Source organism: Shewanella sp. GutCb (assembly GCF_002836135.1).
Taxonomy (GTDB): Bacteria; Pseudomonadota; Gammaproteobacteria; order Enterobacterales; family Shewanellaceae; genus Shewanella.
The window spans coordinates 118,319-130,958 of record NZ_PJBL01000029.1 but is presented as its reverse complement, the minus strand read 5'-3'; the positions used below and the strand labels follow the sequence as shown (position 1 = coordinate 130,958).

Sequence of the window (12,640 nt, the reverse complement as noted above, 5' to 3'; positions counted from 1 at the left end):
CTGTATTTTGTTATCAAGGTTTATAGTACCTTAATGTTTAGCCCTTTTAGAGGGGGATTTAAGGTACACTTAGCGCAAATACCCAGTCGAAAAAACTCATGGCCTTAAAAGCAACAGTATTCAAAGTATCTCTCCAAATCGCCGATATGGATCGTGCTTACTACAACGATCACCAATTAATGCTCGCTCAACATCCCTCTGAAACCGACGACCGTATGATGGTAAGGCTGCTCGCCTTCGCAATGAATGCCAGCGAATCTTTAGCTTTCAGCAAGGGCATGAACGTTGACGATGAACCAGAGCTTTGGGATAAAACCTTATCAGGTGAAATTGATCTCTGGATTGAGTTTGGTCAAAGTGATGAGAAATGGATCCGTAAAGCCTGTGGCCGCGCTAAAGCTGTGCAGCTTATTACCTACGCTGGGCGTAGTGTTCCCATTTGGTGGAAACAGAACGAAGCCGCGCTAGCACGTTACAATAACCTAACGGTGACCAATATCCCAGAAGACGCGGTTAAAGCGATGGGACAAATGGTGGGTAAAAATATGGCATTGCAAATTAACATCTGTGAAGGTCAGATTTGGATTTCAGATGCAAATGACAGTGTGTTGGTCGAGCCTGAAATACTAAAGGGTGAATAACCTGCCTGTTTAGTGACGCTACACTTACTTTAAGAAGCCAGTCATATGATTGGCTTCTTTTTTTATAACATAAAAATGTAAATGATAAACGGTGTATCCGACATCGACTTTATACAATGTTGTTTTGCTTTATCCCAAGATTAAGCGTCTCAAAGTTAAACATTGTTGCTTAGATCAAAGTTTAACGGTTGGAATTACAGTATAAAGTGTCTATTAAATGCAGCTTAAATTTTGAGGGTATATGTCAGATTCAATACACGGTCACAAGGTTATGGAACTCATGCTTGAGCATGAAGAGCCTTTATCACGAGAAGCTTTAAAAGCGTTAATGCAGGGGACATTTGGTGCGGACGCTCGTTACCATACTTGTTCTGCCGAAGAGATGGATGCAGAAGCCTTGATTGACTTTTTAGAGAAGAAAGGTAAGTTTATTCACTCTGAGACTGGCATTGCGACAGCAGCCGATCGTATTTGCAATCATTAAAATAATTAAGCATTAGACGTACGGTTTAATTAGCACGATCTAAATAAAAAATGCTCAAAGTGTTAGCTTTGAGCATTTTTTGTATTCATCGCACTTAAGTGATGACTAATCATCTTCCTTAGGGCGGGGATACGGTAATTTCAATTGCCCCCAGCGGATAACAATAACAGTGGCTGCTAAAATTAACGTCGAGAATGAGATCGAAGCAATACGCCAGTCGTCCATAGCTTTCATATCTAAAATTAGATAACGCGCTAACGCAACAATAGCAATGTAAAGCGGCATTCTAATCGGCAACTTGCCCGACTCGGCATAATGCGAAACCATTGCTAACACTTCCAGGTAAATAAACAGCAATAATAAGTCAGCTAAAGCAACTTCACCCGCGTTAAATATATGCACTATCTCTTGTCCAATCGCCACAATAGTGGCGATGGCAATAATCATTAATACTAAATGTTCAACGGCTTTGATACTTGTAATACCGTATTTTCGATACATTTTATCCATGTTGTCCCCTAATGCAGTCGTTTCATAAAGAGTACCAGTAAATCGTATAAACGCGACATCGACGATGTGATGCTTTTCACAGTTGCGAGTTTTATATAGAAAAGTCAGCATTTTGAAACGGAACGTTTATGAATGAAAGGTAAAAAAATGACTGTGTCGTGTATGTTTTTAGACAATCTATGTAATACCAGTTGCATTAAAAGTCTGACCATTCAGCTGGAATTCAACGCCCTGTAGGCGAGATTGGGGGTTGAAGCTAATCGTTATTCTCGGCTCTGGCATCTTCGGTAACAGCTCTATGCGTTACTCTCGATAATTGCTCCTGCATTATTCTACCTTCGCCATTCATGGTCTCGTACCTTCTGCATCTGACCTTCATGTAGGGAGTAAATGTCATATTTTGTATGGAACAAAATAGACCATTCTGTCGTCAATGCGCCTTGAGTTGAGAAGTTTGAGCACTTCTGAATTGACTACATACTTAATGCAATTGATATCAGCACTGGCATCAATGGATAAACATTTTAAGCCAGATACAGAGGTATAAAAAAACCGCCTAATGAGGCGGTTTTTAAAATATCCAAATAATTTATAATCTGCTGATCATTAACGCTTAAGCGCTTCGCTCAATAATGGGCGGAATGACTTAACAAGTGCAGTTGTTGTTTTTGGGTTACCTGCAACGATATTTCCTGATGTGAGGTAGTTATGGTTGCCAGTAAAGTCAGTTACTGTGCCGCCAGCTTCACGAACAATCAAATCACCTGCTGCAATGTCCCAAGGCTTAAGACCGATTTCAAAGAAACCATCAACACGGCCAGCTGCAAGGTAAGCTAGATCTAACGCGGCAGAACCTGCACGACGTAAATCAGCACATTGTGTAAATGTTAAAGCGAAAAGCTTCATGTACGTTTCAGTGTGCTGTTTTGCCTTGAAAGGGAATCCAGTAGCAATGATATTGTCACTCAGATCGTTTCTTGACTTAACGCGAATTCGGAAGTCGTTTAACTTGGCAAATTTTCCGCGTACAGCAGAGAAAAGCTCATCACGAATAGGGTCATACACAACAGCAACTTCTGTTTTACCTTTAAACTGCATCGCGACAGATACAGCAAAGTGAGGGATACCTCTGACAAAGTTATTAGTGCCATCCAGTGGGTCTATGATCCAAACGTAATCTTTATTAGCGCCTTTGTTCTCACCTGTTTCTTCACCAATGATAGTGTGATCAGGGTAAGCCTTACGGATCTGGTAGGTAATTGCAGCTTCAGCTTCTTTATCCACGTTAGTGACGTAGTCATTAGCTCCTTTTGAAGTAACCTCAATACGGTCTAGTTCGCCATAAGCACGTGTAATTATTTGGCCGGCAGCGCGAGCGGCGCGCACGGCAATGGTATGCATTGGAAGCATTGCAAATCCCCTGGATGTAAAAGAACAGATATAAATTATCGGAGCCGAATTATACGTGTTTTTTCGATGATATCAAATGCTGATTTTTGTATAAGTAAAAATAGCAGGCTTGTGTTAAAATATTTTCAAGTGTCCTCTCATTTAAATTAAGTAATTTCATGCTCAGCAATATTCGCGTCGTTCTTGTCGGTACATCCCACCCAGGGAATATAGGTTCAACAGCCCGTGCTATGAAAACCATGGGGTTATCCACTTTATATCTAGCAGAACCTAGGGTTACACCTGATGGCCATTCAGTGGCATTAGCCGCAGGTGCTTCAGATATTTTAAAACATGCTATTACAGTAGGCTCTGTTGAAGAGGCTATTGCAGATTGTAGCCTAGTTATCGCTACCAGTGCGCGAAGCCGTACACTCGATTGGCCAATGCTAGAGCCAAGAGAGGCGGGTGAAAAACTTGTTGCATCAGCACTCACTGGTCCCGTCGCTATCGTATTTGGACGTGAAAACAACGGCCTTTCTAATGAAGAGTTGCAGGGCTGCGATTATCATGTTGCGATACCAGCCAATCCAGAATACACCTCGCTTAACTTAGCGCAGGCTGTTCAAATCATCTGTTATGAAGCTCGTGTAGCGCATTTAGCGCAGGTTCAAAAAGAGTTTGAAAGTAATAAGCCTGACGGATTTGTTGAGCCTGAAAACGAATATCCATTTTCAAAAGAGCGTGAAAACTTTTATGAACATATGGAGAACACGCTTTTATCGACCCATTTTATCGTGAAACAACATCCAGGTCAGGTAATGACAAAGCTACGCAGGCTATTCAGTCGCGCTAGAATCGAACGTCAAGAGATGAATATCTTGCGTGGAATTTTAACGTCGGTAGACAAAGTCGTCGCTAAGAATGAAACCAACGATAAGTAAAAGGAAGTAGTTAGCATGGGTGTTATCGCGAGACTTAAAGATGATATAGCGTCTATCTACCATAGAGACCCCGCCGCGAACGGAACAATTGAAATACTGTTTAATTATCCAGGCATGCAAGCAATATGGATCCACAGGATCAGTCATAAGCTTTGGGTGCGAAAATGGCGTTTGTTAGCGCGATGTCTATCTACATTCTCACGTTGGTTAACCGGTGTTGAAATCCACCCCGGTGCCACCATTGGCGACCGGTTCTTTATCGACCATGGGATGGGGGTTGTCATTGGTGAAACGGCCGAAATTGGTAATGATTGTACTTTGTATCACGGCGTGACACTCGGTGGTACGACATGGCAGTCTGGCAAGCGGCACCCAACGCTTGGCAATAATGTCGTTATTGGCGCAGGCGCAAAAATCCTTGGACCGATTACGATGAATGATGGCGCGCGTGTGGGTTCTAATTCGGTGGTTGTTAAAGATGTACCGATAGACACCACTGTGGTTGGCATCCCTGGACGTGCAGTTGCTAGCCCGTCAGAGCAATCTACAGAGCAAACCAATCGGCGCACTGAAATGGCGAAGAAGTATGGCTTTGATGCTTACGCTGTTGCACCTGACAATCCTGATCCAGTCGCCAACGCAATTGGCCAAATGCTGGACCATATGACTTTGATGGATTCAAAAGTACAAGAAGTCTGTCAAGCAGTACAAAGTTTGGGCGGTAGTGTTTGTACGGAGAAGCTTCCTGAACTTGAAGTTGATGAGTTTAGTGAAGCTGAATTAGCGGCAGCACAAAAACGCCAGAAGTCATTAGATGAGTTTGATCCCATTATCTAGACTTATGTACGCCATTTTTACTAAACACCATTGAATCTTGCCTAATAAAAAGGTTAAATACCCCAGTAAAATGACGGGGTATTTAACCACTGTCATGTTCTTTATAATACTTGACCAATTCACTAGGTTTTTATACTTGACTAATTTACTCAGGTATGATGAAATTACCCTATGCTTTTTTGGGAGACGTACTAGCAATGAAACTTACATCAAAAGGTCGGTATGCTGTCACTGCAATGCTAGATGTTGCAATGCATTCTACTAATGGTCCAGTACCATTAGCCGACATTTCAGAGCGCCAAGGGATCTCTCTATCTTACCTAGAACAACTTTTCGCAAAACTTAGAAAAAATGGGCTTGTATCTAGCGTCCGAGGCCCTGGTGGCGGATATCGCTTAGGTACAGACGCAGGCGAAATTTCTGTAGGCATGGTTGTACGAGCTGTTGATGAATCTGTCGATGCCACTCGTTGCCAAGGAAAGGGTAATTGCCAAAGCGGAACGCGATGCTTGACTCACTCTTTATGGGGCGATTTAAGTTCACAAATTTCAGATTTTTTAAACGGCATTTCATTGGCCGGATTGATGCGAAAAAGAGATGTGCAATTTATCTCAGTTAAACAAGACAAATTGCAGCAGGAACAGAGAATCAGCGTTTAGCGGTCTCTGTTATTAACATAAAATAATTTTTTGTACGTTGTAAGTGGTAGCACAATGGCTACCACAAAGTACGGAGTGTGTGATGAAGCTACCTATCTACTTAGATTATGCTGCGACGACGCCGGTTGATCCTCGCGTGGCAGAAAAAATGATGCAGTGCATGACTATGGACGGCATTTTTGGTAATCCAGCGTCTCGTTCTCACCGTTACGGTTGGCAAGCTGAAGAAGCTGTTGATATTGCTCGTAACCAGATTGCAGACCTGATCAATGCCGACCCGCGTGAAATCGTATTTACGTCCGGCGCAACAGAGTCTGACAACCTAGCGATTAAAGGTGTTGCTCACTTCTACCAGAAGAAGGGTAAGCACATCATCACCAGTAAAACAGAACATAAAGCCGTTTTAGATACGTGCCGTCAACTTGAGCGTGAAGGTTATGAGGTTACTTACCTTCAGCCAGAGCCTAGCGGCCTTATTCCAATTGCTATGATCGAAGCGGCAATGCGTGAAGACACGTTACTTGTCAGCATTATGCATGTTAACAACGAAATTGGTGTGATCCAAGACATCGATGCAATTGGTGAACTTTGTCGTTCACGTAAAATTGTATTCCATGTTGATGCAGCTCAAAGTGTGGGCAAAATTCCAGTAGATGTGCGAAAGACAAAAGTTGATCTGATGTCTATTTCTGCTCACAAGATGTATGGCCCTAAAGGTATCGGTGCATTATATGTAAGCCGTAAGCCTCGCATTCGTTTAGAAGCGGCTATGCACGGTGGTGGTCATGAACGTGGTATGCGCAGTGGCACATTAGCTACGCACCAGATTGTTGGTTTCGGTGAAGCGGCTGCTATCGCAAAAACTGATATGGAATCAGATAACGAGCGCATTCGTCGTCTACGCGATAAGTTGTGGAATGGTATCAATCACATTGAAGAGACTTATATCAATGGCGATATGAACCAAAGATATTGCGGTAGTTTAAATGTCAGCTTTAACTTTGTCGAAGGTGAGTCTTTGATGATGGCGCTTAAAGATCTTGCTGTTTCTTCAGGCTCTGCATGTACTTCTGCTAGCTTAGAACCTAGCTACGTGCTTCGTGCTCTTGGTTTAAATGACGAAATGGCTCATAGCTCGATTCGATTCTCATTGGGTCGCTTTACGACTGATGAAGAGATCGATCATGCAATAGAAACAATTAAAGAATCTATTGGTAACTTAAGGGAAATGTCTCCGCTTTGGGAAATGTTCCAAGACGGTATTGACCTGGACTCAGTTCAGTGGGCACACCACTAACCTTAACGAATAGATAAACTGGAGTAGTATCATGGCTTATAGCGAAAAAGTAATAGATCATTATGAGAATCCACGCAACGTTGGTTCGTTTGATAAAAACGACACCTCAGTTGTCACTGGAATGGTCGGTGCACCTGCCTGTGGCGATGTAATGAAGCTACAACTGCGCATTAATGATAATGGGATTATCGAAGATGCTAAGTTTAAGACATACGGTTGCGGCAGCGCAATTGCGTCTAGTTCATTAGTCACTGAATGGGTAAAAGGCAAAACAGTTGAAGAAGCCGGTGCAATTAAAAACACCGACATTGCTGAAGAGCTTGCGTTACCACCTGTGAAAATTCATTGTTCGATTTTGGCTGAAGATGCCATTAAAGCTGCTCTGGATGAGTATAAAACAAAGCAATCGAAGTAATACCTGGAGTTAAGATGGCAATTAGTATCACTCCCGCAGCGGCAGACCGAGTTAAGAGCTTTCTGGTTAGCCGCGGCAAAGGTCTAGGCTTACGTTTAGGGCTAAAAACATCAGGCTGTTCTGGTATGGCTTACATACTGGAGTTTGTTGATGACTTGAATGATGACGATGAACTATATGATATCGATGGTGTAAAGATCATCATTGATGCTAAGAGTTTTATCTATCTTCAAGGGATTGAGTTGGACTTCATTAAAGAAGGCCTTAACGAAGGTTTCCAATTTAACAACCCTAATGCGAAAGGTGAATGTGGTTGCGGTGAAAGTTTTACCGTATAAGCTTTGAAAGTTAAACTATGAATTATTTTGAGCTGTTTAGTTTATCTCCTTCCTATGATGTCGACACCGCCATCCTTGCAGAGCGCTATCGCGATCTGCAAAGGGCGGTTCATCCCGACAAATTTGCTAACGCAAGTGAACAAGATAAACGCTTGTCAGTACAACGTACTGCACAAATCAATGATGCCTTTCAAACATTGAAAAACCCAATCCAACGCGCTGAGCACTTATTGGCCCTTAAAGGGTTAGAGTTGAGTCACGAGTCTACTACGCTTAAAGATACTCAATTTTTAATGCAGCAGATCGAATGGCGAGAATCTCTTGAAGAGATTGGCGATAGTGATGATCCTGAAGCGGAAATAGAAGGGCTTTATGCTTCTTTTGATGCGTTTGCAAAGCCGATCACAGCAGCGCTAAAAGTGTTACTGCTGAGTGATTTGGAATCTGATCATTTGCAGGCAGCGGACCAAATTCGTAAACTTAAGTTTATGGCAAAATTACAAGACGAGTTGGCAAGAGTGGAAGACGCGCTCTTAGATTAGCCCGCTGGTTTTTATTTTATAATTCTGTTGGCTCAATAACCTTGAGCCAACATTTTTTTAAGTTGGATATATATGGCACTTTTGCAGATAGCAGAGCCTGGACTGACCGCAGCTCCCCACCAACACCGTCTCGCAGTGGGCATTGATTTAGGCACAACCAACTCGCTTGTTGCTGCCGTTCGAAGCGGCGTGGCTGGCACCTTAGCAGATGAGAGCAATCTTCATTCATTGCCGTCAGTTGTTCGATATACCCAAGATGCAATCTTTGTTGGACGTGAAGCTGAAGCGTTTTCAGCTCAAGACCCACAAAACACCATTGTGTCGGTTAAGCGTTTCATGGGCCGTAGCCTAGAAGATATTAAATCTGGTAGCCAAACGTTCCCTTATGCTTTTGAAGCGAGTGAGCACGGGCTGCCTATCTTTGTAACACCTCAGGGTAAAGTTAACCCTGTACAAGTTTCTGCAGAAATCTTAAGACCGCTGGTCCAGCGTGCTGAAGCGACACTTGGCGGTACCTTAGAAGGCGTGGTGATTACCGTGCCGGCCTATTTTGATGATGCACAGCGTCAAGGTACTAAAGATGCAGCTTCATTAATTGGTGTTAAAGTGCTGCGCTTATTAAATGAACCGACGGCAGCGGCAATCGCTTATGGATTGGACTCAGGTAAAGAGGGAATCATTGCTGTTTATGATCTCGGCGGCGGCACATTCGATATCTCTATTCTTCGTTTGAACAAAGGGGTATTTGAAGTATTAGCAACGGGTGGCGACTCTGCGCTCGGTGGCGATGATTTTGACCATATGCTACAAAGTTACTTCCAGCAGGAGTGGTCACTAGCAGAAATTAGTGCGAGCTTAAGTCGTAAATTGCTAATAGAAGCTCGTCGCGTTAAAGAAGCATTAACGGATAGCGATACCACGACGGCAAGCGTTGTCGATGATAATGGATTTGAGCTGTCGTTAACGGTTTCTCGTGCGACTTTTGACAGCATGATCAGCAAGCTAGTGAAGAAAACTGTTTCAAGTTGTCGTCGTGCACTGCGCGATGCTGATGTGAGCAAGGAAGACGTGTTGGAAGCGGTCATGGTAGGTGGTTCAACTCGAGTACCATTGGTTCGAGAAGAAGTGGCTAATTTCTTCGGGAAAAGTCCTTTGACATCAATTGACCCTGACCGTGTTGTCGCTATTGGTGCAGGTATTCAAGCTGATATTTTAGTGGGTAATAAGCCTGAGTCAGACTTGCTACTATTAGATGTTATTCCGCTATCATTAGGCGTTGAAACCATGGGCGGATTGGTTGAAAAGGTGGTGTCTCGTAATACCACTATCCCAGTGGCTCGTGCTCAAGATTTTACCACTTTTAAAGATGGTCAAACTGCCATGGCATTTCATGTAGTGCAAGGCGAACGAGAACTCGTTGCTGATTGTCGCTCATTGGCTAAATTTACGCTTAACGGGATCCCGCCATTAGCCGCAGGGGCTGCTCATATTCGTGTGACATTCCAAGTCGATGCGGATGGATTGCTTAGTGTTACGGCAATGGAGAAGTCCACAGGCGTTAAAACGAGCATTCAGGTTAAGCCGTCATTTGGTTTATCGGATACTGAAATCGGCGCGATGCTACGAGATTCAATGGCAAATGCGGAGGAAGATATTACCCGCCGTATGTTAGCTGAAAAACAGGTCGAAGCTGCGAGAGTATTAGAATCACTTAATGCCGCTCTGAGCAAAGATAGTCAACTGCTCACGGCTGATGAACTCGTTTCAATTAAGCACTTTATGGCTTCGTTAGCGCAGCTAGCGAGTGAACAAGACACCGATGCTATCGAAAAAGCAATCGAAGCATTAGATACCGTAACGCAGGATTTTGCTGCTAAGCGTATGGATAATTCAATCAAACTGGCACTCAAAGGCCAGTCCGTTGACAATATATAGGTCCCAATATGCCACAAATAGTATTTTTACCGCATGAAGAATTATGCCCAGATGGTGCAGTTGTAGAAGCCAATGAAGGTGAAACGGTATTAGACGTTGCTTTGCGTAACGGTATTTACATAGAACACGCTTGTGAGAAGTCTTGTGCTTGTACAACCTGTCACGTTGTTATCCGTGAAGGGTTTGATGAACTTGAACCAAGTGACGAACTGGAAGATGACATGCTTGATAAAGCATGGGGCTTAGAGCCTGAAAGCCGTCTTTCGTGCCAGTCTAAAGTGCCGGCATCTGATTTGGTTGTTGATATCCCGAAGTACACTATTAATATGGTGAGTGAAAGTCAGTAGGCTGTCACTACAAAATATAAACCAGTAGCTCGTCTACTGGTTTTTTTTGCAAAAAGTTAAGGGGCTTTTGATCTTTCACGGTTGTTTTTGCCGCAGTTTATTGGCTATTTTGACAAGGCGGAGGCTATGTCGTTTAGTCATTCTCCACAAATAGCCTACAACACAGTAAAAATAGCCAAGAAGCGCGGCCCTTCGGGTCCGTTTCAATACTTTTATTACTGCGTTACGAGCTTTTCGCTTAGCCAGCTAAGCATCATCGCTCAAGCCTTGTACTAAAATCATTGAATTCAAACAAAAACTAAGCTCGAAAGATCAAGAGCCCCTAGTATTAATGCCACAATTTCCTTCACCATAAAGAGTTTGGTTTATACTTAGATCATGTTGAATCGTTGGAGTCGGATATGGTACTTAAATGGATTGATTCGCAAGAGATCGCATTAGCGCTACTGGAAAATTATCCAGATGTTAACCCTGAATCTATTCGATTTACCGAACTATGTGATTGGGTGATAAAGCTTGAAACATTTGAAGACGATCCGGACCATTGTAATGAACGTATTTTAGAAGCAATTCAAGCTCACTGGATTGATGAAAAGTGAGACTAATTGTCATTACTTGTTCAAGCTGTTGTGATCTAAATCATGTAAGTTGACATCTAATAAGTGAAATAAACGTAGGATTGATCAACATCAAGTTCACCTTCCGTGTTTGATTTTAGGCTTACATCACTGTTATGACTTTACTACGCAAAGTGGTAAAAGTGATATGTTTCAGCCATTCATCAAAGGAACGTCAATATGAGCAAGTTTCTAATACTCACCTTATCATTACTCACTCCAACCTTAGCATTTGCACATGAAGGTCATGGCGGCGTTGGGTTGTTCCATCACTTTATGGATATTGCACCCGCACTGGCATTGTTAGTTGTGATTGCCGCAGGCTTTATATGGGTGAAAAAGCACAAGTAAATACTACTAATAGCGGCTTAACTCATCACTTAAATGATTAAATCAGAAGCCAATTTTTAAGGCATTCACTTATGAACTGTGATCTGATTGGCTTTTATGCATTTCTAAATACGACTTATCTCTATTTGATAGCACTATAAGGGTAGGCAATTAGGCATTAATTTCGTATAATCCGCGCGAAATTAAAAACCCGTTTATTTAAGAAGGAAGCTTTTCATGGCTATCGAACGTACTTTTTCTATTATTAAGCCTGATGCTGTTGCAAAAAACCACATTGGCGCTATCTACAACCGTTTTGAAACTGCTGGCCTGAAAATCATCGCTTCTAAAATGGTTCACCTAAGCCAAGAACAAGCTGAAGGCTTTTACGCTGAGCACAGCGAACGTCCTTTCTTCGGTGCACTAGTTGCATTCATGACTTCTGGTCCTATCATGGTTCAGACTCTTGAAGGCGAAAATGCTGTTCTTGCACACCGTGAAATCTTAGGTGCTACTAACCCAGCTGATGCTGCGGAAGGTACTATCCGTGCAGATTTCGCTGAAAGCATTGATGAGAACGCGGCACACGGTTCTGATTCAGTTGCATCTGCTGAGCGTGAAGTAGCATACTTCTTCAGCACTGAAGAGCTTTGCCCACGTACTCGTTAATTTGAGACGTAGCTAAGATTTAAGAAAAGGAGCCTTATGGCTCCTTTTTTATTTGTCGCTCAATAGTTTCAGCTGGGATACTACCTGTCAATGGCGGGTATAGCACCTTATTCAAGGTGACTGCTCATCCCCAGAGGTCGTGGCGGCAAAATCAACCATTCAACCATTCAACCATTCAACCATTCAACCATTCAACCATTCAATCATTCAACTACCTAGCGGTTCATATATTACTCTGTTTTGGCTTCTGCTGGCTAAACCGTATCTATAACGTTCACCGGTTAAGCACGTATAGTATCAAAAAGCCTGTCCTTTCCTCCTTTGACCTATGCATGTGGTTGAGGGGCTTATGTGTCCAATATTAGAATAGGAAATCTTAAGGTAACAACGGATAAGGAGGCTTTATTGGTAACTGAGCAGTCAGCTTTGTTGAAGTAAGAGTGTCCGTGCTATTTCATATATTAAGAATGTAAAACAAAAGCAGCTTGACACTTAATATTAGTAATGTTTGATTTATTGGTTGTTAATATAAAACTGAGAGTGTCAACACTACTGATATCGCTGATACATTATCATGTAGCTAGTATCCGTAATGTGTAAAATGTATCAGCTATGTATTTAATTTGTATTAATTATGTTTATTATTTGTATATTTATTTGTTTGTTGTAATGTTTGTGGTTTTAAG

The 12,640-nt window shown here is 42.4% G+C and carries 16 protein-coding genes; 14 read left to right on the top strand and 2 right to left on the bottom strand.

The features are described 5' to 3' along the window. The first annotated feature begins 98 nt into the window (after positions 1–98). Both CXF86_RS18325 and CXF86_RS18320 read left to right on the top strand, forming a co-directional pair. Positions 99–641 (top strand): YaeQ family protein, encoded by a 543-nt coding sequence (locus CXF86_RS18325; protein WP_101089054.1) that lies wholly within the window; start codon positions 99–101, stop codon positions 639–641. Between the two features lie 241 nt (positions 642–882). Then, positions 883–1,125 carry a YecH family metal-binding protein gene (locus tag CXF86_RS18320; protein ID WP_101089053.1) on the top strand — a complete coding sequence of 81 codons (243 nt, stop codon included), beginning with the start codon at positions 883–885 and terminating at the stop codon, positions 1,123–1,125. 105 nt (positions 1,126–1,230) lie between these two features. On the opposite strand, the gene CXF86_RS18315 is transcribed toward CXF86_RS18320, so the two are convergent. Both CXF86_RS18315 and suhB read right to left on the bottom strand, forming a co-directional pair. Beyond that, positions 1,231–1,635, bottom strand: coding sequence for a phosphate-starvation-inducible protein PsiE (locus CXF86_RS18315; protein WP_101089052.1), 405 nt, complete (start codon positions 1,633–1,635; stop codon positions 1,231–1,233). 606 nt (positions 1,636–2,241) lie between these two features. After that, positions 2,242–3,045 carry an inositol-1-monophosphatase gene (suhB, locus tag CXF86_RS18310; protein ID WP_102039701.1) on the bottom strand — a complete coding sequence of 268 codons (804 nt, stop codon included), beginning with the start codon at positions 3,043–3,045 and terminating at the stop codon, positions 2,242–2,244. Positions 3,046–3,203: 158 nt separating this feature from the next. On the opposite strand from suhB, the gene trmJ reads away from it, so the two are divergent. The 12 genes from trmJ to ndk all read left to right on the top strand — a co-directional run bounded on the left by trmJ (position 3,204) and on the right by ndk (position 11,954). Further along, positions 3,204–3,968 carry a tRNA (cytosine(32)/uridine(32)-2'-O)-methyltransferase TrmJ gene (trmJ, locus tag CXF86_RS18305; protein WP_102039700.1) on the top strand — a complete coding sequence of 255 codons (765 nt, stop codon included), beginning with the start codon at positions 3,204–3,206 and terminating at the stop codon, positions 3,966–3,968. A gap of 15 nt (positions 3,969–3,983) precedes the next feature. Beyond that, a complete protein-coding gene (cysE, locus tag CXF86_RS18300; protein ID WP_101089049.1) occupies positions 3,984–4,805 on the top strand; it encodes a serine O-acetyltransferase in 822 nt (273 codons plus the stop codon). A 197-nt stretch (positions 4,806–5,002) separates the two neighbouring features. Beyond that, positions 5,003–5,464, top strand: a complete 462-nt coding sequence (gene iscR / locus CXF86_RS18295) for a Fe-S cluster assembly transcriptional regulator IscR (protein WP_101089048.1) — start codon at positions 5,003–5,005, stop codon at positions 5,462–5,464. An 82-nt stretch (positions 5,465–5,546) separates the two neighbouring features. Beyond that, a complete protein-coding gene (locus tag CXF86_RS18290; protein ID WP_101089047.1) occupies positions 5,547–6,761 on the top strand; it encodes an IscS subfamily cysteine desulfurase in 1,215 nt (404 codons plus the stop codon). A gap of 31 nt (positions 6,762–6,792) precedes the next feature. Further along, a complete protein-coding gene (gene iscU / locus CXF86_RS18285) occupies positions 6,793–7,176 on the top strand; it encodes a Fe-S cluster assembly scaffold IscU (RefSeq protein ID WP_101089046.1) in 384 nt (127 codons plus the stop codon). 14 nt (positions 7,177–7,190) lie between these two features. Beyond that, positions 7,191–7,514: an iron-sulfur cluster assembly protein IscA gene (iscA, locus tag CXF86_RS18280; protein ID WP_101089045.1), complete on the top strand. Its 324-nt coding sequence runs from the start codon at positions 7,191–7,193 to the stop codon at positions 7,512–7,514. Between the two features lie 17 nt (positions 7,515–7,531). After that, the gene (gene hscB, locus CXF86_RS18275; protein WP_101089044.1) at positions 7,532–8,056 is read left to right on the top strand and encodes a co-chaperone HscB; all 525 of its coding nucleotides are present in this window, start codon (positions 7,532–7,534) and stop codon (positions 8,054–8,056) included. 72 nt (positions 8,057–8,128) lie between these two features. Next, on the top strand, positions 8,129–9,991 hold the full coding sequence (hscA, locus tag CXF86_RS18270) for a Fe-S protein assembly chaperone HscA (protein ID WP_102039699.1): 1,863 nt from the start codon (positions 8,129–8,131) through the stop codon (positions 9,989–9,991). 8 nt (positions 9,992–9,999) lie between these two features. Next, positions 10,000–10,338: an ISC system 2Fe-2S type ferredoxin gene (fdx, locus tag CXF86_RS18265; protein WP_101089042.1), complete on the top strand. Its 339-nt coding sequence runs from the start codon at positions 10,000–10,002 to the stop codon at positions 10,336–10,338. 401 nt (positions 10,339–10,739) lie between these two features. After that, on the top strand, positions 10,740–10,937 hold the full coding sequence (gene iscX, locus CXF86_RS18260; protein WP_101089041.1) for a Fe-S cluster assembly protein IscX: 198 nt from the start codon (positions 10,740–10,742) through the stop codon (positions 10,935–10,937). Between the two features lie 198 nt (positions 10,938–11,135). Continuing rightward, positions 11,136–11,306 (top strand): hypothetical protein, encoded by a 171-nt coding sequence (locus tag CXF86_RS22820; protein WP_180961106.1) that lies wholly within the window; start codon positions 11,136–11,138, stop codon positions 11,304–11,306. A 216-nt stretch (positions 11,307–11,522) separates the two neighbouring features. Continuing rightward, entirely contained in the window at positions 11,523–11,954 is a 432-nt protein-coding gene (gene ndk, locus CXF86_RS18255) for a nucleoside-diphosphate kinase (protein ID WP_101089040.1), read from the top strand. The last annotated feature ends 686 nt before the right edge of the window (positions 11,955–12,640 follow it).

What these genes read in the sequence shown, in the direction of transcription:
- CXF86_RS18325 (WP_101089054.1), top strand. Translation starts at nt 99, where the DNA reads ATGGCCTTAAAAGCAACAGTATTCAAAGTATCTCTCCAAATCGCCGAT.
- CXF86_RS18320 (WP_101089053.1), top strand. Translation starts at nt 883, where the DNA reads ATGTCAGATTCAATACACGGTCACAAGGTTATGGAACTCATGCTTGAG.
- CXF86_RS18315 (WP_101089052.1), bottom strand. Translation starts at nt 1,635, where the DNA reads ATGGATAAAATGTATCGAAAATACGGTATTACAAGTATCAAAGCCGTT.
- suhB (WP_102039701.1), bottom strand. Translation starts at nt 3,045, where the DNA reads ATGCTTCCAATGCATACCATTGCCGTGCGCGCCGCTCGCGCTGCCGGC.
- trmJ (WP_102039700.1), top strand. Translation starts at nt 3,204, where the DNA reads ATGCTCAGCAATATTCGCGTCGTTCTTGTCGGTACATCCCACCCAGGG.
- cysE (WP_101089049.1), top strand. Translation starts at nt 3,984, where the DNA reads ATGGGTGTTATCGCGAGACTTAAAGATGATATAGCGTCTATCTACCAT.
- iscR (WP_101089048.1), top strand. Translation starts at nt 5,003, where the DNA reads ATGAAACTTACATCAAAAGGTCGGTATGCTGTCACTGCAATGCTAGAT.
- CXF86_RS18290 (WP_101089047.1), top strand. Translation starts at nt 5,547, where the DNA reads ATGAAGCTACCTATCTACTTAGATTATGCTGCGACGACGCCGGTTGAT.
- iscU (WP_101089046.1), top strand. Translation starts at nt 6,793, where the DNA reads ATGGCTTATAGCGAAAAAGTAATAGATCATTATGAGAATCCACGCAAC.
- iscA (WP_101089045.1), top strand. Translation starts at nt 7,191, where the DNA reads ATGGCAATTAGTATCACTCCCGCAGCGGCAGACCGAGTTAAGAGCTTT.
- hscB (WP_101089044.1), top strand. Translation starts at nt 7,532, where the DNA reads ATGAATTATTTTGAGCTGTTTAGTTTATCTCCTTCCTATGATGTCGAC.
- hscA (WP_102039699.1), top strand. Translation starts at nt 8,129, where the DNA reads ATGGCACTTTTGCAGATAGCAGAGCCTGGACTGACCGCAGCTCCCCAC.
- fdx (WP_101089042.1), top strand. Translation starts at nt 10,000, where the DNA reads ATGCCACAAATAGTATTTTTACCGCATGAAGAATTATGCCCAGATGGT.
- iscX (WP_101089041.1), top strand. Translation starts at nt 10,740, where the DNA reads ATGGTACTTAAATGGATTGATTCGCAAGAGATCGCATTAGCGCTACTG.
- CXF86_RS22820 (WP_180961106.1), top strand. Translation starts at nt 11,136, where the DNA reads ATGAGCAAGTTTCTAATACTCACCTTATCATTACTCACTCCAACCTTA.
- ndk (WP_101089040.1), top strand. Translation starts at nt 11,523, where the DNA reads ATGGCTATCGAACGTACTTTTTCTATTATTAAGCCTGATGCTGTTGCA.